Source organism: Brenneria sp. g21c3, from assembly GCF_040240345.1.
Classification (GTDB): Bacteria; Pseudomonadota; Gammaproteobacteria; order Enterobacterales; family Enterobacteriaceae; genus Brenneria.
The window spans coordinates 158,059-181,012 of record NZ_JBEIAB010000003.1; the positions used below are offsets into that span (position 1 = coordinate 158,059).

At 52.4% G+C, this 22,954-nt stretch carries 23 protein-coding genes; 12 read left to right on the forward strand and 11 right to left on the reverse strand.

Annotated features, from left to right (window positions below):
* The first annotated feature begins 2 nt into the window (after positions 1 to 2).
* Together fadD and rnd are read left to right on the forward strand one after the other, a co-directional pair.
* Entirely contained in the window at positions 3 to 1,691 is a 1,689-nt protein-coding gene (gene fadD, locus ABRZ28_RS05940; protein ID WP_330519721.1) for a long-chain-fatty-acid--CoA ligase FadD, read from the forward strand.
* Between the two features lie 146 nt (positions 1,692 to 1,837).
* Positions 1,838 to 2,959 carry a ribonuclease D gene (gene rnd / locus ABRZ28_RS05945; RefSeq protein ID WP_330519722.1) on the forward strand — a complete coding sequence of 374 codons (1,122 nt, stop codon included), beginning with the start codon at positions 1,838 to 1,840 and terminating at the stop codon, positions 2,957 to 2,959.
* A gap of 109 nt (positions 2,960 to 3,068) precedes the next feature.
* Here the strand turns inward: rnd and minE are convergent, their stop codons facing one another.
* The 3 genes from minE to minC are packed head-to-tail and all read right to left on the reverse strand — an operon-like array spanning position 3,069 to position 4,863.
* Complete coding sequence (minE, locus tag ABRZ28_RS05950; protein ID WP_239784647.1) at positions 3,069 to 3,338, reverse strand: cell division topological specificity factor MinE; 270 nt, start codon at positions 3,336 to 3,338, stop codon at positions 3,069 to 3,071.
* Positions 3,339 to 3,341: 3 nt separating this feature from the next.
* A complete protein-coding gene (gene minD / locus ABRZ28_RS05955; RefSeq protein WP_330519723.1) occupies positions 3,342 to 4,154 on the reverse strand; it encodes a septum site-determining protein MinD in 813 nt (270 codons plus the stop codon).
* Between the two features lie 22 nt (positions 4,155 to 4,176).
* Complete coding sequence (gene minC, locus ABRZ28_RS05960) at positions 4,177 to 4,863, reverse strand: septum site-determining protein MinC (protein WP_330519724.1); 687 nt, start codon at positions 4,861 to 4,863, stop codon at positions 4,177 to 4,179.
* A 136-nt stretch (positions 4,864 to 4,999) separates the two neighbouring features.
* Here minC and ABRZ28_RS05965 point away from each other — a divergent pair, with 136 nt between their 5' ends.
* Positions 5,000 to 5,257, forward strand: a complete 258-nt coding sequence (locus ABRZ28_RS05965; protein ID WP_319602563.1) for a YcgL domain-containing protein — start codon at positions 5,000 to 5,002, stop codon at positions 5,255 to 5,257.
* A 111-nt stretch (positions 5,258 to 5,368) separates the two neighbouring features.
* Entirely contained in the window at positions 5,369 to 5,590 is a 222-nt protein-coding gene (locus ABRZ28_RS05970) for a hypothetical protein (RefSeq protein WP_319602562.1), read from the forward strand.
* Between the two features lie 56 nt (positions 5,591 to 5,646).
* On the opposite strand, the gene ttdB is transcribed toward ABRZ28_RS05970, so the two are convergent.
* Together ttdB and ttdA are read right to left on the reverse strand one after the other, a co-directional pair.
* Positions 5,647 to 6,252, reverse strand: coding sequence for a L(+)-tartrate dehydratase subunit beta (gene ttdB / locus ABRZ28_RS05975; protein WP_319602561.1), 606 nt, complete (start codon positions 6,250 to 6,252; stop codon positions 5,647 to 5,649).
* The gene (gene ttdA / locus ABRZ28_RS05980; RefSeq protein ID WP_330519725.1) at positions 6,249 to 7,160 is read right to left on the reverse strand and encodes a L(+)-tartrate dehydratase subunit alpha; all 912 of its coding nucleotides are present in this window, start codon (positions 7,158 to 7,160) and stop codon (positions 6,249 to 6,251) included. The genes ttdB and ttdA overlap by 4 nt, the downstream gene beginning before the upstream one ends.
* Before the next feature lie 376 nt (positions 7,161 to 7,536).
* On the opposite strand from ttdA, the gene ttdR reads away from it, so the two are divergent.
* The 4 genes from ttdR (at position 7,537) to ABRZ28_RS06000 (ending at position 10,284) form a co-directional block, all read left to right on the forward strand.
* Positions 7,537 to 8,442, forward strand: coding sequence for an L-tartrate utilization transcriptional activator TtdR (ttdR, locus tag ABRZ28_RS05985; protein WP_319602924.1), 906 nt, complete (start codon positions 7,537 to 7,539; stop codon positions 8,440 to 8,442).
* Between the two features lie 223 nt (positions 8,443 to 8,665).
* Positions 8,666 to 9,322 (forward strand): fumarylacetoacetate hydrolase family protein, encoded by a 657-nt coding sequence (locus ABRZ28_RS05990; protein ID WP_319602559.1) that lies wholly within the window; start codon positions 8,666 to 8,668, stop codon positions 9,320 to 9,322.
* A 100-nt stretch (positions 9,323 to 9,422) separates the two neighbouring features.
* Positions 9,423 to 9,869, forward strand: a complete 447-nt coding sequence (gene ycgN, locus ABRZ28_RS05995; protein WP_319602558.1) for a cysteine cluster protein YcgN — start codon at positions 9,423 to 9,425, stop codon at positions 9,867 to 9,869.
* Between the two features lie 217 nt (positions 9,870 to 10,086).
* On the forward strand, positions 10,087 to 10,284 hold the full coding sequence (locus ABRZ28_RS06000; protein WP_319602557.1) for a DNA polymerase III subunit theta: 198 nt from the start codon (positions 10,087 to 10,089) through the stop codon (positions 10,282 to 10,284).
* 62 nt (positions 10,285 to 10,346) lie between these two features.
* Here the strand turns inward: ABRZ28_RS06000 and dsbB are convergent, their stop codons facing one another.
* Positions 10,347 to 10,877, reverse strand: a complete 531-nt coding sequence (dsbB, locus tag ABRZ28_RS06005; RefSeq protein WP_319602556.1) for a disulfide bond formation protein DsbB — start codon at positions 10,875 to 10,877, stop codon at positions 10,347 to 10,349.
* Positions 10,878 to 11,303: 426 nt separating this feature from the next.
* Between dsbB and fadR the strand changes: the two genes are divergently transcribed.
* On the forward strand, positions 11,304 to 12,023 hold the full coding sequence (fadR, locus tag ABRZ28_RS06010) for a fatty acid metabolism transcriptional regulator FadR (protein WP_319602555.1): 720 nt from the start codon (positions 11,304 to 11,306) through the stop codon (positions 12,021 to 12,023).
* An 84-nt stretch (positions 12,024 to 12,107) separates the two neighbouring features.
* Here fadR and ABRZ28_RS06015 read toward each other — a convergent pair whose 3' ends face one another.
* The gene (locus ABRZ28_RS06015) at positions 12,108 to 13,643 is read right to left on the reverse strand and encodes a SpoVR family protein (RefSeq protein ID WP_319602554.1); all 1,536 of its coding nucleotides are present in this window, start codon (positions 13,641 to 13,643) and stop codon (positions 12,108 to 12,110) included.
* Between the two features lie 286 nt (positions 13,644 to 13,929).
* Between ABRZ28_RS06015 and ABRZ28_RS06020 the strand changes: the two genes are divergently transcribed.
* Positions 13,930 to 15,186 (forward strand): D-amino acid dehydrogenase, encoded by a 1,257-nt coding sequence (locus ABRZ28_RS06020; protein WP_330519727.1) that lies wholly within the window; start codon positions 13,930 to 13,932, stop codon positions 15,184 to 15,186.
* Here the strand turns inward: ABRZ28_RS06020 and ABRZ28_RS06025 are convergent.
* The 3 genes from ABRZ28_RS06025 to yeaG form a co-directional block, all read right to left on the reverse strand.
* The gene (locus ABRZ28_RS06025; protein WP_319602552.1) at positions 15,183 to 16,382 is read right to left on the reverse strand and encodes a multidrug effflux MFS transporter; all 1,200 of its coding nucleotides are present in this window, start codon (positions 16,380 to 16,382) and stop codon (positions 15,183 to 15,185) included. The two genes, ABRZ28_RS06020 and ABRZ28_RS06025, sit on opposite strands and share 4 nt — an antisense overlap.
* Positions 16,383 to 16,589: 207 nt before the next feature.
* Positions 16,590 to 17,864, reverse strand: coding sequence for a YeaH/YhbH family protein (locus ABRZ28_RS06030; RefSeq protein WP_319602551.1), 1,275 nt, complete (start codon positions 17,862 to 17,864; stop codon positions 16,590 to 16,592).
* A gap of 36 nt (positions 17,865 to 17,900) precedes the next feature.
* The gene (gene yeaG / locus ABRZ28_RS06035) at positions 17,901 to 19,835 is read right to left on the reverse strand and encodes a protein kinase YeaG (RefSeq protein ID WP_319602550.1); all 1,935 of its coding nucleotides are present in this window, start codon (positions 19,833 to 19,835) and stop codon (positions 17,901 to 17,903) included.
* A gap of 446 nt (positions 19,836 to 20,281) precedes the next feature.
* Here yeaG and ABRZ28_RS06040 point away from each other — a divergent pair, with 446 nt between their 5' ends.
* Together ABRZ28_RS06040 and ABRZ28_RS06045 are read left to right on the forward strand one after the other, a co-directional pair.
* Positions 20,282 to 21,031: a MipA/OmpV family protein gene (locus ABRZ28_RS06040; RefSeq protein ID WP_330519728.1), complete on the forward strand. Its 750-nt coding sequence runs from the start codon at positions 20,282 to 20,284 to the stop codon at positions 21,029 to 21,031.
* 114 nt (positions 21,032 to 21,145) lie between these two features.
* On the forward strand, positions 21,146 to 22,000 hold the full coding sequence (locus tag ABRZ28_RS06045; protein WP_330519729.1) for an aldo/keto reductase: 855 nt from the start codon (positions 21,146 to 21,148) through the stop codon (positions 21,998 to 22,000).
* Between the two features lie 49 nt (positions 22,001 to 22,049).
* Here the strand turns inward: ABRZ28_RS06045 and ABRZ28_RS06050 are convergent, their stop codons facing one another.
* Positions 22,050 to 22,925, reverse strand: a complete 876-nt coding sequence (locus ABRZ28_RS06050) for a D-hexose-6-phosphate mutarotase (RefSeq protein ID WP_330519730.1) — start codon at positions 22,923 to 22,925, stop codon at positions 22,050 to 22,052.
* Positions 22,926 to 22,954: the final 29 nt, after the last annotated feature.

The following is a 22,954-nucleotide window of genomic DNA, read 5'->3' on the forward strand; positions in this document are numbered from 1 at the left end:
ACTTGGAGAAAATCTGGCTATCCCGCTATCCGGCGGATGTTCCTGCGGATATCGATCCCGATCGCTATTCCTCGCTGGTTGAGATGTTCGAGCTCGCGGTAACGCGCTATGCAGACCGGCCCGCCTTCATCAACATGGGGAAGGCGATGACCTTCGGCGAGCTGGACGCGCGTAGTCGGGCATTTGCCGCCTACCTGCAAAATCAGCTTAAATTGCAAAAAGGCGATCGGGTAGCGCTGATGATGCCGAATCTGCTGCAATATCCGGTCGCCTTATTTGGGATTTTACGGGCGGGACTGGTGGCGGTTAACGTCAATCCGCTATATACCCCGCGCGAGTTGGAGCATCAATTGCAGGACAGCGGCGCCTGCGCCATCGTCATTGTCGCCAATTTTGCCCATACGCTGGAAAAAGTGGTGCATAACACCCCGGTCAAGCACGTTATTCTGACCCATGTGGGCGATCAGCTTGCGCGGGTCAAAGGAACGCTGGTCAATTTTGTCGTCAAATACATCCAGCGACGGGTACCCAAATTCGCGTTGCCCGATGCGATTTCTTTTCGTCAGGTGCTGCAACGCGGGCGCCGGATGCGGTACGTCAGGCCGGAGATCGACAATACCGATCTGGCTTTTCTGCAATATACCGGCGGTACGACGGGCATCGCCAAAGGCGCGATGCTGACGCATCGCAACCTACAGGCGAATCTGGCGCAGTGTAAGGCCGCTTACGGACCGGTCTTGCAGGAACGGCATGAGCTGGTGGTTACGGCGCTGCCGTTGTATCACATTTTCGCATTAACGGTGAATTGCCTGCTGTTCATCGAGTTTGGCGGCAGCAATCTGCTGATTACCAATCCCCGAGATATTCCCTCGTTGGTCAAAGCGTTAGATAAACATCGTTTTACCGTTATCGTCGGCGTCAATACGTTATTCAACGCGCTATTGAATAACGAGGCATTCCATAAACTCGACTTTTCGACGCTCAGTCTCTCGGTTGGCGGCGGCGCATCCATTCAGCAGGCGGTGGCGGAGCGATGGGAGAAACTGACCGGTAAACATCTGCTGGAAGGTTATGGCCTGACGGAAAGCTCGCCGCTGGTTGCCGGCAATCCTTACGATCTGAAATATTACAGCGGCAGCATCGGTTTACCGGTTCCTTCCACGGAGATCAGAATCGTTGATGATGAAGGGCATGACGTGCCGGCGGGCGAAGCCGGCGAGCTGTGGATCCGCGGTCCGCAGGTGATGAAGGGATATTGGCGGCAGGCTGCCGCGACCGATGAGGTTTTGCAGGACGGCTGGCTGACCACTGGTGACATTGTCACGTTAGACGGCGAGGGTTTTCTGCGCATCGTCGATCGTAAGAAAGACATGATCCTGGTATCGGGATTTAATGTTTATCCGACTGAAATTGAAGATGTTATTACCCGTCACCCGAAAGTTTCGGAATCGGCGGTTATCAGCGTGCCGAATGCGTCATCCGGTGAGGCGGTGAAGGCTTTTGTGGTGCGGCGCGACAGTTCATTGACTAAAGATGAATTGATCGCTCACTGCCGCCAAAATCTGACCGGCTATAAAGTGCCGAAAGAAATTGAGTTCTGCACAGACTTGCCAAAGTCGAATGTGGGCAAGATCCTGCGGCGGGAATTACGCGGCGCTGAAAATCCGTCCAGGGCCGCCGTGAATGCTTAGGCGCCATATTATTTATCAATAAATCCTCTGCCAGAAGCCGCCAAGACGCGTTATCATCACCGACAGTACAGGACGCCGGTATAGCCGGCGTCAATTTTTATCGCTATGGGCCAGGCTCATACGAATACAACCGAGAGAATGATGTTTTGAATTATCAGTTGATCACGACCGACGCCGGGTTAAAAGAAATTTGCACGCAGGCGCGCCAGTATAAACAGGTTGCGCTGGATACCGAATTCGTCAGAACGCGTACTTACTACCCGCAACTTGGGCTGATCCAATTGTATGACGGCGAACGGCTTTCGCTTATCGACCCGTTAACGATAACGGACTGGTCGCCGTTTCAGGCTCTGTTGCGCGATGAGCAGGTCGTCAAATTCCTGCATGCCGGCAGTGAAGATCTGGAGGTTTTTCTGAATGCTTTCGGCATGACGCCGGAGCCGTTTATCGATACTCAGATTCTGGCGGCCTTTTTAGGGAAACCGTTGTCTTACGGTTTCGCCGCGCTGGTGGCGGAATATATGAACGTCGAGCTGGATAAAAGCGAGTCGAGGACGGATTGGATTGCTCGCCCGTTGAGTGAAAAACAGTGTGACTATGCCGCCGCGGACGTGTTCTATCTGCTGCCGATGGCGCTCAAACTGGTGGAGGAAACGCAGGCAGCCGGTTGGATGAACGCGGCGTTGGATGAATGCCGTTCGCTGTGTCAGCGTAAGCAGGAGATCCTGGAGCCGGCGTTGGCCTATCGCGAAATCGGCAACGCCTGGCAGTTGCGCGGACGGCATCTGGCTTGCCTTCAGCGGCTGGCCGAGTGGCGCTTGCGTAAAGCGCGCGAGCGGGATAGCGCGGTGAATTTTGTCGTGCGTGAAGAGAACCTGTGGCAGGTGGCGCGCTTTATGCCCGCATCGCTGGGCGAGCTGGATTCGCTGGGGCTGAGCGGCCCGGAAATTCGCTATCATGGCAAAACGCTGCTGGCGATGGTTGAGCAAACTAAATACTTGACTGACGAAGCCTGTCCGGCGCCGGTGATTAATTTGATCGAGTATCCGGGATATAAAAAAGCGTTTAAAGATATTAAAGCGATGGTACAGCGCGCCGGCGAACGTAGTGGATTATCAACCGAGCTGTTGGCGTCGCGGCGTCAGATTAACCGGCTGCTTAACTGGCACTGGAAATTAAACGGACGAAATGCTGAACCAGAAATGCTGTCAGGCTGGCGCAATGATTTATTCGGTGATGAACTGCGGGTTATTCTTCAGGGATATTAATCGCCATCTGCGGCAATTAAGCTCAAGACGAGTCGTCTTTCCCCCGCGATATCACTTTTCAGCGATAAGCCCCCCCCCGGAAATAAGCCGGGGGGTGCGAGCGGAAGAATCATTTGGGCGTATCTTCCACTTCCGGCAATGTGACGTTCAGTTCCAGCACGGAAATATCATCTCCTTTTTGCTCTAACTGAACATTGACCATTTCAGGATCTATCTGTACATATTTACAGATAACCTCAAGAATATCCCGCTTTAATTGCGGCAGATAATGGGGTTCGCTATCTCCCCGGCGTCGCTCCGCGACAATAATTTGCAGCCGTTCCTTGGCAATATTAGCCGTCGCTTTTTTACGGGACAGAAAGAAGTCGAGTAATGCCATAATTTATCCCCCAAAAAGGCGTTTAAGGAAACTTTTCTTCTCTTCTTCAACGAAGCGGAAGGGCCGCTCTTCGCCTAACAGCCGATCCACCGTATCCGCATAGGCTTTACCTGCATCGGCGGCGTCATCGAGAATAACCGGCTCGCCCTGGTTGGACGCGCGCAGCACTGACTGATCTTCAGGGATCACGCCCAGCAGAGGGATGCGCAGAATCTCCAGCACGTCTTCCATGCTCAGCATATCGCCGCGGCTGACCCGACCTGGATTATAGCGGGTTAACAGCAGGTGCTCTTTAATCGGCTCTTCCGAACGTTCCGCCCGGCGCGATTTCGACGACAGGATGCCAAGAATCCGGTCGGAGTCGCGTACGGAAGAAACCTCGGGGTTGGTGGTGATAATGGCTTCATCGGCAAAATACAGCGCCATCAGCGCCCCGGTTTCGATCCCTGCCGGCGAATCACAGACGATGAAATCAAATTCCATTGCGTGCAGGCCGTCCAACACTTTTTCAACCCCTTCGCGGGTAAGGGCATCTTTATCACGGGTTTGCGACGCAGGCAAAATATAGAGGTTATCGGTGCGTTTATCTTTTATCAGCGCCTGATTTAACGTCGCATCACCTTGAATAACATTAACAAAATCATAAACCACCCGGCGCTCACATCCCATGATCAGGTCGAGGTTACGCAGACCGATGTCAAAATCGATGACAACCGTCTTTTTTCCTTTCTGGGCTAAACCGGTAGCAATGGCCGCGCTTGAAGTGGTCTTGCCAACGCCCCCTTTACCCGATGTAACAACAATGATGCGTGCCATAAATGTTTCCTTGTCAAAGGGCTTAGTCTAAAGGTTGTATGTTCAATACATTGTACAGCAGGTTCAGGTTGATCCTGACTGCCTGTCCGGAATAAGAAGCGGGTATCTGATCGCTTAGCCAGTAACGGCCGGCAATGGATACCAACTCTGCGGCCAGATGCGTGCAAAAAATCTGGCTTTGCACATCGCCGGAAACGCCCGCCAGGGCACGGCCACGCATCATGCCGTAAATATGAATATTACCGTCAGCGATAACTTCCGCGCCGGCGCTGACGCCGTTGGTGATAATCAGATCGCTGTTCCGGGCATAAATCTGCTGGCCGGAACGAACAGGCGTATTAACGACTTTGGTTTTCACCACGGAAGGGGGCGCGACGACAGGGTCGAGCGCCCGACGTTGCGCTTTCCCTTCACTTAACAGAGGCAACCCGGCCTGGGTAATCGCCTGTTTTAACTGTGGGTCTTTGCATCCGCTGATGCCGACGACGCGCAGTCCTGTCGATGAAATAGCCTGTTGTAATTTTATCCAGTCGGTTTCCGCCGTGAGGGCGGCGACATTAATGACAACAGGGGCATTCTTCAGAAAAGCCGGCGCTTGCTCAATCTTTTCCTGTAATGCCTGATAAATTACCTCGGGTTGGGAATCATGCAAATGAACAACCGATAAGGTAAAGCTGCTGCCTTTTAGCTCAATTGGCGTTTGTGACATCTATCCTGACTCAGTTTCAGCATCTTTTAATCCCTAGAGTAACATTTGAGGCATGATATTCCAGAGCGCTGTAAGCATGTTATAGTCACAATTATATACAGGCAAGACGCCATTCTCATTAAATAGAGTAAAAAAAATGTTTTGTGTGATCTATCGAAGTTCCAAACGCGATCAAACCTATCTTTATGTCGAAAAAAAAGACGATTTTTCCCGCGTGCCGGAAGAATTGATGAAGAGTTTCGGTAAGCCGCATTTAGCGATGTTATTGCCGCTGGACGGCAGCAAGAAATTGGTCAATGCCGATATTGAAAAAGTTAAACAGGCGATCAAGGAACAGGGTTTTTATCTACAGGTTCCGCCGCCGCCGGAAAATTTATTAAAGACGATCTTATAAATGTAAAAAAACAATACCGGGGTATATTTTCGGATAATTCCCCAAAGGTAATATCCCTGATTTTATCATGCCGGACAGAAATCCAGTGTTTAAAACCGGGTTTTGCTGCAAATGACGTTGATCGCCGGGACATTTGCGCGTCAGCGGCCGCCGTGTGAAACCGGTGAACGGCGGCGGGGCGAAAAGGTCGGCGCATCGATCGCCGTCGATCCAATGCCCGCCGCCGTAAAATACGCGTCGCAGTTAGCGGTCGGCGTCATCTCCCCGGCCAATTTTATGCCGATGCCGTCGTCCAACTATCTGGCCGGCGTCGACAACATGACGGCATCCTGAGACCGGTTGAGAAAATCCACAGCGGTAAGGCCGTCGACGCGTCAGCCTGAATGGCGTTATTTAATGTAATGGACGTGCCGACAGATTTCCTCCACGATCTCATCACGTTTTTCCGCAAATAATTTTTTATTTTCCTCTATCAGATTATTCCCCGCGGTATCAATGGATACAATTAATGGGCCGAAATTTTTCACCCGGCAAACCCATAATGATTCAGGCATGCCTAATTCCATCCAATGGACTTCTTCTATTTCCTCAACCTGCGTGGCCGCTAATACTGCGCATCCCGCGGGAAATATTGCATGTAAGGCTTTATGCGCGATACAGCCTTGTTCGGTATTCGGCCCCATGCCGCCTTTGCCGACGATGAGTTTTACGCCGGTTGCGGCAATAAAATCTTTTTCGTATTTTTCCATCCGCATACTTGTCGTCGGGCCGACGGAAACCATTTCCCACTTGTCGCCGTTTTTCCTGACGATAGGTCCGGCATGAAATATCGCTTTACCCTGCAAATCAATCGGCAATTCACGTTTTGCTTCAATTAGACGGCGATGACAAACATCACGGCAGGTCACAAGGGTGCCATTAAGGTAAATCACATCGCCGGCTTTGATATCAGCCAAATCTTCATCTTTGATGGGCGTAGTTAATACCTTGTTCATAGCGAAGCCCCCCGATGAGAAATATTTTCATAGGTCATATCCGCGTGAATCAATAATGTTCCCCGGCGATGCGCCCAGCAGCCGGTAGAAACCGCTACGCCGATGGTTGAAGGATGACGGGCGGCGGACTCTATATGAACGCCCATAACGGATGTTTTGCCGGTCAGCCCTTGAGGACCGATACCCAGTTGGTTCAACCCGTCTTCCAGCCTTTTTTCCAGTTCGGCTGCTTTGGGGTTGGCGTGATGCGTGCCGATGGGCCTTAAGATGGCTTTGCGGGAAAGTACGGCGGCGGTTTCTACCGAGGTGGCGATGCCGACGCCGACCAGCACCGGAGGACAGGCATTAACGGCTAACGTTGAGATATTTTCAAAGACGAACTTGACCACGCCTTCATAACCTTCGGACGGCATCAGCACCTTTGAACGGCCTGGCAAAGTACAGCCGCCGCCCGCCATATACACTTCAATTTCGGCCTGATTGCCGTCAGGAATTAAATCCCAGGTCACCCAGGGAACGCCCGATCCGGTATTAGTCGTGGTATTGAATTCATCAAAAATCTCGACGGCGTTGTGACGAAGCGGCGCTTTTATCGTCGCGGTTTCAACGGCTGTTTTTAAAATAGATTGTAATTCGGCTAATAAGGGAAAACGCGTACCGGCCTTGACGAAAAACATAATTTCGCCGGTATCCTGGCAGGCGGGTCGATTCAGCGCTATGGCTTTTTCCATATTCTCGAACATCGTGTCATAGATGGTTTTTGCCATCCCCTCATTTTCTATCTTGCGTAATGCCGCTAATTTTTTAACGACATCGTTCGGCATGCGGGTTGAAATCATGGCGGTAAACCGGGCGATAATATCGGTCAGCTTTTCCACATTTTGATATTTATCTTGTTGTCGGATCATTGACATGCTCCAGTATGAATAATCGCGGGTAGGTTGTGCTATTAATGGCTATTTTTATCAAAGGTCATCAGCAAGCTAACACAAAGTGTGTGGTTTATCGGTGAATGGAAGTATGAATATAGGATTCACGATTCATGAAGTCAGAATTTATCTACGCTATAAGCGACTTAGCTTGATTCGACGGTGGTTGCTCGATTTATCCAACGGCATGAGTTAACCATGATGGAACAATTTTTTGATGTTTGATTTACCTGGCGATGGCGGATAAACAATACCGCGTGACAGGTTTCACATAAGCGGATTTTGTCATGTTATTTTAAATAACCATGAATTACGGTCTGTGGCATAACCTTTCCTGCGCAGGATAACGTTTTTGATGAACAGCCGATTTCCCATTCCCAAAGATTTGCAGGTATTGACTACGGTGGTTGATAAAGGCAGCCTTGCCGCCGCCGCGGATGAGTTAGGGCAAACGCCTGCTTTTGTCACTAAACGGATACAGTTTTTAGAAAATCAACTGGGGGTGAAACTATTGCACCGCTCGTCGCACGGCATCGCGTTGACGGATATCGGTAAGCTGGTATACCAACGCGGCGGCGATATCCTTGAGCAGTTGCAGAGCTTGCTTGACGCCGTCTCTCAGGTGAAGACCGAACCGAAAGGGCTGGTTCGTATCGGGTGCAGTTTCGGCTTCGGGCGTAATTATATTGCGCCGGCGATTACGCAGCTTATGGAGCAATACCCGGAGTTGCAGATACATTTTGAACTCTTTGACCGGCAAATTGATTTGCATAAAGACAATATCGATCTTGATATCCGCATTAACGATGACATCGCCGACAGTTGTATCGCCCGGCTTCTAACCAAAAACCAACGCATACTTTGCGCTTCGCCGCAATATATACGCCAGCGGGGAGTGCCGGCGTCGCTCGCCGAATTACAACAACATGACTGTTTGATCACGAAAGAACGCGATCAAACCGTGGGGGTTTGGGAATTGGAGAACGAGCAAGGGCGGAAGTCGGTAAAGGTGTCCGGCCATTTATCTTCCAATAGCGGGGAAATTGTTCTGCGCTGGGCTCTTGAGGGGAAAGGAATTATGTTACGCTCTCTGTGGGATATCGCCCCGTTGCTTAAAGATGGCTCATTAATCAGAGTATTGCCGGCATATGCGCAAAGTGCCAATATCTGGGCGGTGTACCAGACGCCATTATATGCGTCTGCAAAGCTCCGGGCCTGCGTCGAACATTTTGCTCGCTATTGTCGGCAACAGAAATTTTGATGTTTGCTTTCGCGGCGGTGTAGATTGGCGTAGCGTCGGCTGATGAGATTCAGGGGCGTTTGGCGCCGGCATGCGAAAAACTGATTTGTCCAAACGTCCGGATGGCTTTGTTATCGGCATCGGCTGATAACCGCGACGGAACCTAATGTTAAATGATGACGCTTGTCGCGATTTCATGGCGATAAGGGGAATTTTACCCCACTGACGGGGCAGGAGATGATTCATGTATCAACACAGAGACTGGCAGGGCGCGCTGCTCGACTTCCCGGTGAATAAAGTGGTGTGCGTCGGCAGCAACTATTCGGCGCATATCAAGGAAATGGGGAACGCTACGCCAGCGGAGCCGGTGCTATTCATTAAACCTGAAACCTCGCTGTGCGATTTGCGTCAACCCGTGGCTATTCCAAAAAACCTGGGCGCCGTTCATCATGAAGTCGAACTGGCGGTACTGATCGGCACGCCGTTAAAACAAGCCACTGAAGAGCGCGTAGCGCGCGCGATCGCGGGCTATGGCGTCGCGCTGGATTTGACCCTGCGCGACTTGCAGTCTCAATTCAAAAAGGCAGGGCAGCCGTGGGAAAAAGCGAAAGCGTTCGACGGTTCCTGTCCCATCTCCGGTTTTATTCCGGTAGCCGAATTCGGCGACCCGCAGCAGACCGATCTGGGCGTGAAGGTGAATGAGGAAGTTCGCCAGCAGGGGAATACCCGTGACATGATTACGCCGATCCTGCCATTGATTGCCTACATGAGCCGTTTCTTTACTCTGCGGGCCGGAGACATTATCCTGACCGGCACGCCACAGGGCGTAGGGCCGATTCAATCCGGCGATATGCTGAAAATCACCATCAACGATCGCACGCTGAACACCCGCATTATCTGAATGTCGCGCCGCCCGTTCCGACAAGAACGGGCGGTAACCGTTGTCTCCGTCAGCTAAACCCGCTATACAGAGCATCCAATAGAATTAACCGGAAAGAAAAATGACTGAACGCCCTTTTTGGCAGCAAAAAACGTTGTCTGAAATGACTGACGACGAATGGGAGTCGCTGTGCGATGGCTGCGGTCAGTGCTGTTTGAATAAACTGATTGATGAAGATACGGAAGAAATTTACTTCACCAACGTAGCCTGTAATCAGTTGAATATAAAGAGCTGTCAATGCCGTAATTATGCTCGTCGCTTCGAGTATGAGCCGGATTGCATCAAACTCACGCGGGAAAACTTGCTGACCTTTGACTGGCTGCCCTCGACCTGCGCTTATCGTCTGATCCATGAGAAAAAGGGACTGCCTTCATGGCATCCGCTGCTCACGGGATCGAAAGCGGCGATGCACGGCGAGCGTATTTCCGTTCGGCATATCGCCGTGCGCGAAAGCGAAGTGGTTGACTGGCAGGACCATATTCTGAACAAGCCCGAGTGGGCCAGATAACCACTCATTTGCGCCGGGTTTCCGCCTGATATTTTTTGATGGTTATCACAGCGTATGAAGTATGCAGGCGCCGGTGTTTTCCGGCCTGCGTCACATATTTATTTTAAACCTGTCGGCTTTAGCCCGATAAGCCAAAGTCGGCTTGCTTTCCCGATGTGAAAATCCGGGGGTGTTGTATACTTTGAATACAGCAATGGACGGATAAAAGGGGGGGCAGATGATTAACTTTGAAAAGATGATTCTAGGCTACAGCGATCAGTACGCTGATTTTGCTGCTTCCACGATAGCATTCATGGAAAGCCAGAAAAAACAGATTAATGCTGAGGAAATTTCGAAAAATATCCCGCCGGAGAAAAGGCAGTATTTCAAAGAAAGATTGAATCATTACAGGGATATTTACGGACCGCAGCAATAACCGACGGATAATAAAACCCGGGTTGACTCTCCCGGGTTTTTTTGTGCTTACTCGCTGACTTTTCAGCGACTGAAAAGATCGCGACGCTTCGGACGAAAGGGCTGTGCGATCAATACCAGCACGCCGACCAACAGGTAGGCCGCGAAGATACCGATCAGCCACTGCGGCATTTCCAGCGACAGAAACTGCCATTGGCGATCGGCACAGTCGCCAGTAGCGTTGAAAACGGCGGGGAGCCATTTTTCCAGCGGCAGCCATGACGGGAAACTGACAAAAAAGTCGCAGGTCGTAAAGGGAGACGGATGAAGCTGTATATTGGTGTGCTCCCAGGCCAGACGCAGCCCTTCAAACGCGCTGTATAGCCAAAGCGCGATGGCGGGATAACGCAGCAGACCGGCTGGCGCAATGGCGCCCAGCAACCCGGCGCCCATAACGCCAAAGAGCGCGCAGCGCTGATAAATGCAAAGCACGCAGGGCTTTAGTAGCATTACATGCTGGAAATAAAGGGCGACCAATTCCAAAATCAAGGCTGTCAATGCCAGTAACAACCAGGCACCGCGCCCGCGTGAGCAACGGTTAAGAAATCGCAACATAACAAGTATTCCATGCTAAAAATGATCGAGTCAGCAGTGTAAACCGAATCGGCTTCACCACCATCTTTTCACTGTGCAAAACACCGTAGGTATTTATTTGATTCTCTTCTTTATTCAGCAATGGTTCAACCGTCGTTCATCTGAAGTGGGCCTTTGAGGGGCGATTTTGCATCGCAGGATCTACTATACACGATTGCCATCGCGAATGACTGCCGGATATGCTGCGTGTCGGCGCGGCGTGACTTATGGCGCGGTATTTTAATAATCCGTCAAAGTATATCGATATCGCGATCCGCGGCGTTGTCGGCAGTCACAATTTTATCTTGAATTTATTTCGTGTATGGCCGCGGCGCTATATCATGCCTGGTTCATCTGGTATGATGAGTTCGGCTTTTATCGGTAAATATCGCTACGGAATATCAACTCATGGTCATAAAGGCGCAAAGTCCGGCTGGATTCGCGGAAGAGTATATTATTGAAAGTATATGGAATAACCGCTTCCCGCCGGGGTCGATTTTGCCGGCGGAAAGAGAACTTTCCGAACTGATTGGCGTGACGCGCACCACGTTGCGGGAAGTGCTACAGCGTTTAGCGCGTGACGGCTGGTTAACCATTCAGCATGGCAAACCGACAAAAATCAATAACTTCTGGGAAACGTCGGGGCTGAATATTCTGGAAACGCTGGCTCGCCTCGATCACGACAGCGTCCCGCAACTTATCGATAATCTCCTGTCTGTGCGTACGAACATTGCCGCCATTTTTATCCGGACCGCGTTGCGGCGCCATCCGGAAAAGACGCATGACGTATTAAAGCAAACCGAATCCGTGGACGATGACGCGGACGCCTTCGCGCAGCTTGATTACAACGTACTCCACGGTCTGGCGTTTGCGTCCGGTAATCCGATTTACGGTCTGATTCTGAACGGGCTGAAAGGCATGTATCTGCGCGTCGGGCGTTACTACTTTTCCAATCCCGCAGCGCGCAAGCTGGCGCTGGATTTTTATGGTCGGCTGGGAACCTTGTGCCGGGATGGATTGTATGAGCAGGTTCTGGATGTCGTTCGGCATTACGGTAAAGAAAGCGGCGCTATCTGGCACAGCATGCGCAGCGCTATTCCACAGGATATTGCGGAAATCCGGCGCTAAAAATAAAGGGTATTCAGCCCGTCGCCTGAATACCCCGATGAAATACCTCGACCTTCCCCTCTGCGTCTGAAGCAAGCGCATTCATTACGCGGGGTTGTTTCGCGGCGGACAGCGCTCCAGCAGGTCGACGCTGCCATCGTCGTTCGCCTGTTCCATGAATACCTCGAATCCCCACAAACGATGGACATGTTTCATCACTTCATGACTACTTTTATCCAGCGGCGCACGGTTATGCGGAATATAACGCAGCGTTAAGGAGCGATTACCGCGTAAGTCGACGTTCCAAACCTGGATGTTAGGTTCAAGATAGCTCAGGTTGTACTGTGCGGATAACTCCTCGCGGATTAAGCGGTAGCCTTCTTCGTCATGGATCGCCGCGATTTCGAGATAGTTATTGCTATCGTCGTCAAGCACGGTAAACAGGCGGAAATCCCGCATCACTTTCGGCGACAGGAACTGGCTGATGAAACTTTCATCTTTAAAATTCTGCATCGCGAAATGAAGCGTATCCAGCCAGTCTTTACCGGCGATCTCCGGGAACCAGTAGCGATCTTCTTCCGTCGGATCCTGACAGATGCGCTTGATGTCCTGGAACATCGCAAAGCCCAGCGCATAAGGGTTGATCCCGCTATAGTAGGGGCTGTTGTACGGCGGTTGGTAAATCACATTGGTGTGGCTATGCAGGAATTCCAGCATGAAACGCTCGGAAACCCGGCCTTCATCGTATAAATGATTAAGAATGGTGTAGTGCCAGAATGTGGCCCATCCCTCATTCATCACCTGCGTCTGTTTTTGCGGATAAAAATACTGGCTGACCTTACGCACAATGCGCAGAATTTCACGTTGCCAGGGCTCCAGCAGCGGCGCGTTCTTCTCCATAAAATAAAGCAGATTTTCCTGCGGTTCCTGCGGGAAGCGGCGGGTACGTTCATGCGCAACGTCTGGTTCGCGGCGGGGCAGCGTTTTCCACAGATCGTTGACCTGGCTTTGCAGGTAAGCCTCGCGGCTCTTCTGCCGTGATTTCTCCTCTTCCAACGATATTTTCTGCGGACGTTTGTAACGATCCACGCCATAGTTCATCAGGGCGTGGCATGAATCCAGCAGACGTTCAACCTCTTCCACGCCATAGCGCTCTTCACACTGCGCAATATACTGCCGTGCGAAGATCAGATAATCGACAATCGAGCCGGCATCGGTCCAACTGCGGAACAGATAGTTGCCTTTGAAGAACGAGTTATGTCCGTAGCAGGCATGCGCCATCACCAGCGCCTGCATGGGCATGGTGTTTTCTTCCATCAGATAAGCGATACAGGGATCGGAGTTGATGACGATTTCGTACGCCAATCCTTGTTGCCCATGTTTGTAGCGCTGCTCGGTCTCGATGAATTTTTTGCCGAATGACCAGTGAGAATAGTTAATCGGCATACCTATGCTGGAATAAGCATCCATCATTTGCTCAGAGGTAATCACTTCGATTTGATGAGGATAGGTGTCCAGACGATAAAGTTTCGCTACCCGATCTATTTCATCAAGATAGACCTGCAATAGCTCAAACGACCAGTCTGGCCCGTCATCCAGGCGATTGGTTTTCTTTACCGGGTTATCAGTCGATATAGCCATCAGCGCGCCCCTTACGTGATCGGCCTGCACAAAATCGTACAGACACTATTAATCGTAGCTCAATCTGATAAAAGTGACGTAAAAACGGTAGGTTGGCCGAAAAGATTTACAGAATCGGTATTCATAATATGACGTTATTACGGCGCGCGAACAATAGATAAATGCTATATCTACGCCTGATGACAATTTACGCCTAAATGCTAGAGTAGCCTTTTGTTCCAATATATAAACAGTTAGCCAGCATATTACATGGTCAGTCGGAATCATAAGTGGGAGATAACTAAGCATGCGGGTTGCTATTCTGGGAAGTGGCGTTATTGGCGTGAGTACCGCCTGGTATCTGGCGCAAGCAGGACATGACGTGACCGTGATCGATCGACAGCCGGAGCCTGCGCTTGAAACCAGCGCCGGCAACGCGGGGCAGATCTCGCCGGGTTATTCCGCTCCCTGGGCGGCGCCGGGCATACCGTTGAAAGCCGTCAAGTGGCTATTTCAACGCCACGCGCCGCTGGCCATCCGGCCAGACTTTTCGACTGAACAGTTGGGATGGATGTGGCAGATGCTGCTGAATTGCGACAGCCGGCACTATAAAGTCAATAAGGCCCGGATGGTCAGACTGGCCGAATACAGTCGGGATTGCTTACAGGCGCTGCGACAGAAAACCGCTATTCAATACGAGGGGCGACAGGGCGGCACGCTGCAATTGTTTCGCACCGAGCAACAGTATGAAAACGCGGTGCGCGATATTGCGGTGTTAAAGGAGGCGGGCGTTCCGTATCAATTGCTGGAGAAACATCAGTTATCGACGGTCGAGCCGGCGCTGGCCGACGTGACGGATAAGCTCACCGGCGGTCTGCGCCTGCCGAATGATGAAACCGGCGATTGTCAGCTGTTCACCCGCCATCTGGCAACAATGGCCGCGCAGGCCGGCGTGGTATTCCGGTTCGGTCAGGAAGTCAGTCGGCTACAGGTTGAGGGGCAACGGGTAACCGGCGTGCAATGTCGCGATGAAACGATAACGGCGGACGCCTACGTCATGGCCTGCGGCTCCTACTCGGCGGGGCTGTTGCGCCATTGGTTCTCTATTCCGGTGTATCCGCTGAAAGGCTATTCGCTGACCATTCCGCTGACGAATGAAGCGGCGGCGCCGGTTTCCACGGTACTGGACGAAACCTATAAAGTGGCCGTCACGCGTTTTGATCAGCGTATTCGCGTCGGCGGAATGGCGGAAATCGTCGGTTTCAATACCGGGTTGAATGCAAAGCGCAGAGCGACCCTGGAGATGGTGGTGCGCGACCTCTACCCGAACGTGGGGCCGATTGAGCAGGCGACGTTCTGGAGCGGATTGCGCCCGATGACGCCGGACGGCACGCCGTTGGTCGGCCGTTCTCCGCTGAACAATCTTTATCTGAATACCGGCCACGGCACGTTAGGCTGGACGATGGCCTGCGGTTCCGGACAATTGCTGGCCGACATTATTTCAGGTAACGCGCCGGCGATTCAATACGATGATTTATCCGTATTCCGTTACGCCAAAGTTTAATTCCGGGGCAGCTCGGTAAGGCTGCCTTGCAACCCACGGGTTAATAACCTTGCCCGCAAGGCCAGCAAACCCGCGCATAGCATGACTATTGCCAGCGATATCTTCGCCGGCAGCGGTAACGCCATCGCCGCCAGTCCCAGCGCCGCGCCGCCGGCCATCTGAATAAAGCCGGCCAGCGCCGAGGCGATCCCGGCTTCATTCGAGTAGGCTTCCAGCGCGTAGCTGGTGGCGGGGCCGATAAGAAACGCCAGCCCGGCGCAGGCCAGCGCGACCGGCAGCATATAGCTCGGCCAGGTATTCTGTAGCTGGGGCGGCAGCAGGGCCACGCCGGCAATCAGACTCAGCGCCCCTGCGCCCATCAACAGGCTTCCCACGCTCAGGCATCGCGGCCGGCCGACTTTTCGGATAATCCGGTTGGCGAAGAAGCTGACCAGCATGATCCAGAGGCCATTGGCGCCGAAGGCCAATGAAAACTGTAATGGGGTTAACCGGGCCTGATTCATCAATACCACGGAAGAGAAGGTCACATAGGTCAGCGCCATGCCCATGGCGCCCGCATTAACCAAGGTGAAGCCTAAAAAGCGGGGATTGGATAGAAGGCGCGTATATTGACGCAGCGGTAACGAACGGGTCGGCAACGTTGAGTCCGGCCGGGTTTCCGGCAGGAAAAAAAAGGTTAACAGCAACACGATCGCGCTGTAGCCCGACAGAAACCAAAAGGGCGCGCGCCAGCCGAACATTTCCGCCAGAAGTCCGCCGATCAACGGCGCCAGGGCCGGGACTATATTCAGCGTTCCGTTAAGAAAACCAAAGGCGCGCGCGGCATCGTCGCCATTCAGCCTGTCGCGTACGCAACTGGAAATCGCCACGCCGGTGCAGCAGACCGCGACGCCCTGAAAAAGTCGGGATAGTACGAAAATGGTCGCATCGGATGCCAATGCCGCCATCATCGCCCCGATGATGTAGAGCGTTACGCCGGCCAACGCCAGCGGACGGCGGCCGTACATATCCACCAGCGGGCCGGTGACCAACTGGCCGAGTCCCATGACCATAATGAAAAGCGCGATGGTTGACTGAATCAGCGCTTCGCCGCTATTCAACCCCTGAGCGATGGCGGGAATCAGCGGTAAATAAATATCGATCCCCAGCGGCCCCAGCAATACCAGCGTCAGCAAGAGAAAAACAAATTTTTGCATGAGAAAACAGAATACTGAATGGACGTTGCCGCTAGGGTAATGTCCGGCGGGAGGGAATGAAAGCGTTATATTTGTGACGGTGTAACGATATCAAAACGCGATCGGCCTTGTGCGGGGAACAGCTTGCCGCGTTATTGCTGGAGCGAAAGGGATCCGTTAGCATAAAATCAGCCAGGGAAAGGTGTTAACTGGCTGATTTATATCATGCTAATGGCCAACGGTTTGCTTGCGGAACAGTTCTCTGAATACCGGATAGATGTCATCCGGATCGCGAATATGCTGCATGGCGAAATTATCAAACTCATCATGCAACATCTCATACTCACGCCATAACGTTTGATGCGAGCGCCGGGTGATTTCAATATAGCTGTAATAGCGCACGATGGGCAGCAGCTGATTCGCCAGGATCTGGTGGCACAACGGTGAATCGTCGGCCCAGTTATCGCCGTCCGAGGCCTGTGCCGCATAGATATTCCATTGCGCCGGATCGTAACGCTCGTGTACCACTTCTTCCATCAGCTTCAATGCGCTGGAGACAATGGTGCCGCCCGTTTCCTGCGAATAGAAAAACTCTTGCTCATCAACCTCTTTCGCCTGGGTATGGTGACGAATATAGACCACCTCGACGTTTTTATAACTTCTGCTGAGAAACAGATAGAGCAGAATATAAAAGCGCTTGGCCATATCTTTGGTGGCCTGATCCATCGAGCCTGAAACATCCATCAGACAGAACATCACCGCCTGACTGGAAGGTTCGGGCCGCCGCTCGTAGTTTTTGTAGCGAAGGTCGAACGTATCGATAAACGGCACGCGGGCAATCTTCTGACGCAGTTCAGCGATATCCTGACGCAGCCGTTCTTCCTCCAGCAACTGAACCGGCTCGCTATGCTCCAGTTGCTCCAGCGTTTCTTCCAGCGCGTGCAGCTCCCTGCGTTTCCCCGCGGTCATCGCCATACGGCGGGCCAGGGAGTTTTGCAACGAGCGCACGACGCTGATGTTGGCGGGAACGCCGTTAGCCGTATAACCCGCACGATGCGTTTTGTACTCGGTAAGCTGGCGGTGCTGCGTTTTTTTCAGATTCGGCAGCGCCAAATCCTCAAACAGCAGATCCAGATATTCATCCTTGGAAATCTGGAAGACGAATTCATCCTGACCCTCGCCATCTTTGCTGGCATCGCCCTGACCGGAACCGCCGCCGCCACCTCCTTGTGGCCGCTCGACGCGATCGTTCTGTACAAAATGATCGTTCCCCGGATGGACGCGGTGGCGTCGTCCGCCGCGTCCCTGATGAAACATCGGTTCGTTGATGTCCCCATTGGGAATTGAGACGGACTCTCCACTTTCGATATCAGTCACCGAACGCTTGTTAATGGCCTCGGCAATCGACTGTTTTATTTGCGACTTGTAACGGCGCAGAAAGCGCTGGCGGTTCACCATGCTTTTGTTCTTGCCGTTTAGCCGTCGATCAATGAAATAGGCCATACTTCCCCCACGCGACATTACCAACGTCATGCATCATTATGATGATTTCCTCACCCGCAGATACCATTCGCACAGCAAACGTACCTGTTTGCGGGTGTAGCCTTTCTCCATCATACGATCGACGAAGTCATCATGTTTCTTCTGTTCATCCGTTGAGGTTTTGGTATTAAACGAAATCACCGGCAATAGCTCTTCGGTGTTGGAGAACATTTTCTTCTCGATCACCGTCCGCAATTTCTCGTAACTGGTCCAGTTCGGATTGCGGCCGTTGTTGTTGGCGCGGGCGCGCAAAACAAAATTGACGATTTCGTTGCGGAAATCCTTGGGATTACTGATACCCGCCGGTTTCTCGATTTTTTCCAGCTCGGCATTGAGCGATTCCCGGTCAAACAATTGGCCGGTATCCGGGTCGCGATACTCCTGATCCTGGATCCAGAAGTCTGCATAGGTGACATAACGATCAAAGATGTTTTGTCCGTATTCAGAGTAGGATTCCAGATAGGCGGTTTGAATCTCTTTGCCGATGAATTCCGCGTACTTGGGCGTCAGATATCCCTTCAGGTGCTCAAGATATTTTTCCGCCTGTTCTTGCGGGAACTGTTCGCGCTCAATTTGTTGCTCCAGCACGTAGAACAGATGTACCGGGTTGGCGGCCACTTCACTGTGATCGAAGTTAAATACCCGGGAAAGTATCTTAAAGGCGAAACGGGTTGAAAGGCCGTTCATGCCTTCGTCCACGCCCGCGTAATCGCGATATTCCTGATAAGACTTCGCTTTCGGGTCGGTATCTTTCAGGCTTTCTCCGTCATAAACGCGCATCTTGGAATAAATGCTGGAGTTTTCCGGTTCTTTCAAGCGCGACAAAATCGAGAAGCGGGCCAGCGTTTCCAGCGTGCCGGGGGCGCAAGGCGCATGAGAGAGCTCGCTGTGGTTTAGCAGCTTGTCATAGATCTTGACCTCTTCGGAAACACGCAGGCAATAAGGCACCTTCACGATGTAGACACGGTCGAGGAACGCCTCATTGTTTTTGTTGTTGCGGAATTGCACCCATTCCGATTCATTGGAGTGGGCCAGAATAATGCCGTTGAACGGCAGAGCGGCGATGCCTTCCGTACCGTTGTAGTTGCCTTCCTGCGTCGCGGTCAGCAGCGGGTGCAGCACCTTGATAGGCGCCTTGAACATTTCCACGAACTCCATAATACCCTGGTTGGCCCGGCACAGCGCGCCGGAGTAACCGTAGGCGTCGGGGTCGTTCTGGGCGTAATGTTCCAGCTTACGGATATCCACTTTCCCGACCAACGCCGAAATATCCTGATTGTTTTCGTCCCCGGGTTCGGTTTTGGCAATCGCCACCTGCGCCAGGATGGACGGCCATACCTTGATGACCTTGAATTTCGTGATGTCGCCGCCGAACTCCTGAAGACGCTTGGCCGCCCACGGCGACATGATGGTGCCCAGATAGCGCCGCGGTATGCCATACTCTTTCTCAAGAATCGCCGCGTCTTCCTGTGGATTGAACAGACATAACGGGTGATCGTTAACCGGACTACGTTCGCCGTTCGCGCTGAGAATATAAATAGGGACGCGCTGCATCAGCACTTTCAGGCGTTCCGCCAGCGAGGATTTACCCCCGCCGACCGGTCCCAGCAGATACAGGATTTGTTTCTTCTCCTCCAATCCTTGCGCGGCGTGTTTCAGGTAAGACACGATTTGCTCTATGGCGTCTTCCATACCATAGAACTCTTCGAAAGCAGGATAACGAGCAATGATCCGGTTTGAAAACAAACGGGATAGGCGCGACTCATGGGCGGTATCCACCATCACGGGTTCACCGATGGCCATTAGCAATCGTTCAGCAGCGTTGGCATACGCACTCCGATCCTGCTGACAGATAGTAAGGAATTCCTGCAATGTGAACTCTTCATCCTTGGCAGCGTCATAGCGCTGACGGTAGTGATCAAATATGTTCATAGCGATGCCCGTCCTTCGTCGATTAGCACAGATTAAGAGAGCGTGTAGAGTGCATACTGCCTATAATATTGCTCCCCGAAAGAAGAAATCCCCCTGAGTACAGCAACCCTTATGCCAACTTGTGGTATGAAGAGAATATCATGGTTTTACCCATTACCGCCGCCTCGGAAAAACTTCGCCTTCTGTATTAAAGCGTAGTTTGCATCCGTAAAATTTCCTCTACTCAGCGGAGATATTTTTAAGATATTTCAATGACTCACTTCTCGGCAATAACCTGTAATATCACGTGATGCGGCGGTCCGGGCCGCCTGGCGCCGCGGTTTGGGAAATAGAGATAATATTGCTATAAGTTATTCGATTATCTTATTTTTATTTAAACCAGGAACAGCGGTGAATCGCAGAGTCATCGTGTTTAACGCTGTTTGTCGAAACAGGAAACGAAAACCGTGAATAAATCGCAAATATTGCTGTCATCCGCCCTGGTATCGGCGCTCGCCGCCTTGCCGACCGCCTATGCCGCCGACGTATCCCTGGGATTAGGCGCGGCAGGGGCGACATCCGTTTATCGAGGCGACGATAACGCCGTTTATCCGTTGCCGATGCTGAATTACGAAAGCGAAAACGTCTATTTTCGTGGGTTGGGCGGCGGCTATTATTTATGGAATGACGGAGAAAATAAGCTGTCGCTGAGCGCGTATTACCTGCCGTTAGGGCTTAAACCGAGCGACAACGATGACGAACGGATGCGGCAATTGGATAAAAGACGCGGTACGCTGATGGCCGGGGCCGCCTATCGGCATATTGCCGATTGGGGCGAGATTCGCACCATTCTGTCTGGCGATACGCTGGATTACAGCAACGGCTTCCTCTGGGATACCGCCTATCTTTACCGCTTTACGGCGGGCGATCTGACGGTGGTGCCTGGGTTCGGCGTCACCTGGTTCAGCGAGAATATGAACCGCTATTATTATGGCGTCAGCCGCGGGGAGTCCGCCCGATCCGGTTTTGGCCGTTATCAGCCGGGCGATGGATGGTCGCCGTATGTCGAGTTGAGCGCCAACTATCAAATAAATCCAAGCTGGAGCGCCTGGGCCGTTGGCCGTTATACCCGGTTGTCGGATGAAGTGAAGGAGAGTCCGATTGTCGATAGCAGCTATAGCGCGGCGATGAGCGTCGGCGTGAGTTATCGGTTCTAAGGCAAATCGGTTCTTAAACGTGCATCCGATGCTCTAAAATGGGGCGTTGCTATTTGTTTGCCTTGTAATGGTGCGTTTGAAGACGCGCTCTCTTTTTCGGGAGGAAGACTGACCATGGCGATAAAAGAAGTCTGTTTTCCTGATGGCGCCACGGTGCCTGCTATCGGGCAGGGTACCTGGTTCATGGGGGAAAACCCACAGACAAAAGCGCAGGAAGTGAAAGCGTTGCAGGCCGGTATTGACCAGGGATTGATTCTGATCGATACGGCTGAAATGTATGCGGACGGCGGGGCGGAGCGGGTTGTCGGCGAGGCGATTCGCGGGCGGCGCGACGAAGTCTATCTGGTTTCCAAAGTTTATCCTCACAATGCGAGCGGCGAAAATGCGGTGAAAGCCTGTGAGCAGAGTCTGGAACGACTGCAAACCGATTATATCGATCTGTATTTGCTGCATTGGCGCGGCGGTATTCCATTGATGGATACTATCGCCGCCATGCAGGGGCTACAGCGGACGGGCAAGATTGGCCGCTGGGGCGTGTCCAACCTTGATACCGATGACATGCAGACGCTCTGGTCGCTGGAAGGCGGCCGGGAATGCATGACCGATCAGGTGCTTTACCATCTGGCGTCACGCGGAATAGAGTTTGATTTACTGCCCTGGTGTCGGCAACATCATGTACCGGTGATGGCATATTGTCCGATTGCCCAGGCGGGGCGGCTGCGCCATGGGTTGTTCACGCATCCTGTGATTAACTCAATCGCCCGACAGCATGGCGTCACGCCGGCTCAGGTGTTGCTCGCCTGGGTTATCCGTCAGCCTGAGGTGATCGCAATACCGAAAGCCGGTTCGGAACAGCATGTTAAAGAGAATGCGCAGGCGCTGGATATTGAGCTTAACGCGGATGAACTGCTCTTGTTGGATCAGGCTTTTCCAGCGCCGAAGCATAAACAGCCGCTGGATGTCGTGTAAGACGCGGAAAATCATGGCGTATGAACCTGGGTTCACACGCCATTTTTCATTATGCCGGCTTCTTGATGCGGATATGCGTGGCTAAACGGGCAGGGGACTGCACCGTTGCGTTTAACGTCCGATTAATCCGGGCCGTCTCCACGCAAACAAACGTTTTATAGCCCTCATCGGTCATATCGCTCATGGTATGGGATAATTCGGCGCCGGGATTCCATGCCACCACGTCGCTATAGTGGGTGTGCTGCACTTCAATCGTGCGTTGCAATTCCGGATCATTAATAACGCTAATATCCTGCGCGTGCGTGTAAATGCGATCGGTACGGCCGGTAAAGACCAGCTCCCCTTGTTGTTGGGAAACCTGACCCTGATTGACCTTGTCAATAAACCGCTCACCCAGTCCGCTGACGCTGATTTTGTCGATATCGCCAATTTGAAAATAGGTATGCAACGCGCTGGTCATGCTGTAGTCGCCGTGCGCTTCCAGCTCGACATGACAGGTTTTACCCAGCTTGAAGCGTGCGATAAGGGTAAATTCATGCGGCCAGGCCGCACGGGTTTGCGCCGAGTCGCGCAGCGTGAAAGCCAGCTCCACGCCCTGTTCGTCTTCGCTATGGGACGTGAACTCCCACGGCAGCAGACGGGCGAAGCCGTGGCTAGGTTGGGCAAACGGGCCAAACCAGGGGAAGCAGATAGGGATGCCGCCGCGAATCGCTACATGCTCGCTGAAGGCGGTATTCTCGCTCAGCCAGAGAACCGGCGCTTCATTCGCAGGTTGCCAGCTCAGCAGATGCGCGCCCTGTAAGGCGATAGCGGCGCGAACCTGAGGATGCTCAATCACGATCGCCGGCAGTTGTTCCAACTGTCGCTGGCTGATGGTCGGGGTAATCTGTTTGGTGATGGGAAGTTTGAAAATCTTGTCATTCATGATGTTGCCTATTTTGGTTGTTGTTAATC

Coding starts and splice junctions, on each gene's coding strand:
- minE (WP_239784647.1), bottom strand. CDS start 3,338: ATGGCATTACTCGACTTCTTTCTGTCCCGTAAAAAAGCGACGGCTAAT.
- minD (WP_330519723.1), bottom strand. CDS start 4,154: ATGGCACGCATCATTGTTGTTACATCGGGTAAAGGGGGCGTTGGCAAG.
- minC (WP_330519724.1), bottom strand. CDS start 4,863: ATGTCACAAACGCCAATTGAGCTAAAAGGCAGCAGCTTTACCTTATCG.
- ABRZ28_RS05965 (WP_319602563.1), top strand. CDS start 5,000: ATGTTTTGTGTGATCTATCGAAGTTCCAAACGCGATCAAACCTATCTT.
- ABRZ28_RS05970 (WP_319602562.1), top strand. CDS start 5,369: ATGACGTTGATCGCCGGGACATTTGCGCGTCAGCGGCCGCCGTGTGAA.
- ttdB (WP_319602561.1), bottom strand. CDS start 6,252: ATGAACAAGGTATTAACTACGCCCATCAAAGATGAAGATTTGGCTGAT.
- ttdA (WP_330519725.1), bottom strand. CDS start 7,160: ATGATCCGACAACAAGATAAATATCAAAATGTGGAAAAGCTGACCGAT.
- ttdR (WP_319602924.1), top strand. CDS start 7,537: ATGAACAGCCGATTTCCCATTCCCAAAGATTTGCAGGTATTGACTACG.
- ABRZ28_RS05990 (WP_319602559.1), top strand. CDS start 8,666: ATGTATCAACACAGAGACTGGCAGGGCGCGCTGCTCGACTTCCCGGTG.
- ycgN (WP_319602558.1), top strand. CDS start 9,423: ATGACTGAACGCCCTTTTTGGCAGCAAAAAACGTTGTCTGAAATGACT.
- ABRZ28_RS06000 (WP_319602557.1), top strand. CDS start 10,087: ATGATTAACTTTGAAAAGATGATTCTAGGCTACAGCGATCAGTACGCT.
- dsbB (WP_319602556.1), bottom strand. CDS start 10,877: ATGTTGCGATTTCTTAACCGTTGCTCACGCGGGCGCGGTGCCTGGTTG.
- fadR (WP_319602555.1), top strand. CDS start 11,304: ATGGTCATAAAGGCGCAAAGTCCGGCTGGATTCGCGGAAGAGTATATT.
- ABRZ28_RS06015 (WP_319602554.1), bottom strand. CDS start 13,643: ATGGCTATATCGACTGATAACCCGGTAAAGAAAACCAATCGCCTGGAT.
- ABRZ28_RS06020 (WP_330519727.1), top strand. CDS start 13,930: ATGCGGGTTGCTATTCTGGGAAGTGGCGTTATTGGCGTGAGTACCGCC.
- ABRZ28_RS06025 (WP_319602552.1), bottom strand. CDS start 16,382: ATGCAAAAATTTGTTTTTCTCTTGCTGACGCTGGTATTGCTGGGGCCG.
- ABRZ28_RS06030 (WP_319602551.1), bottom strand. CDS start 17,864: ATGGCCTATTTCATTGATCGACGGCTAAACGGCAAGAACAAAAGCATG.
- yeaG (WP_319602550.1), bottom strand. CDS start 19,835: ATGAACATATTTGATCACTACCGTCAGCGCTATGACGCTGCCAAGGAT.
- ABRZ28_RS06045 (WP_330519729.1), top strand. CDS start 21,146: ATGGCGATAAAAGAAGTCTGTTTTCCTGATGGCGCCACGGTGCCTGCT.
- ABRZ28_RS06050 (WP_330519730.1), bottom strand. CDS start 22,925: ATGAATGACAAGATTTTCAAACTTCCCATCACCAAACAGATTACCCCG.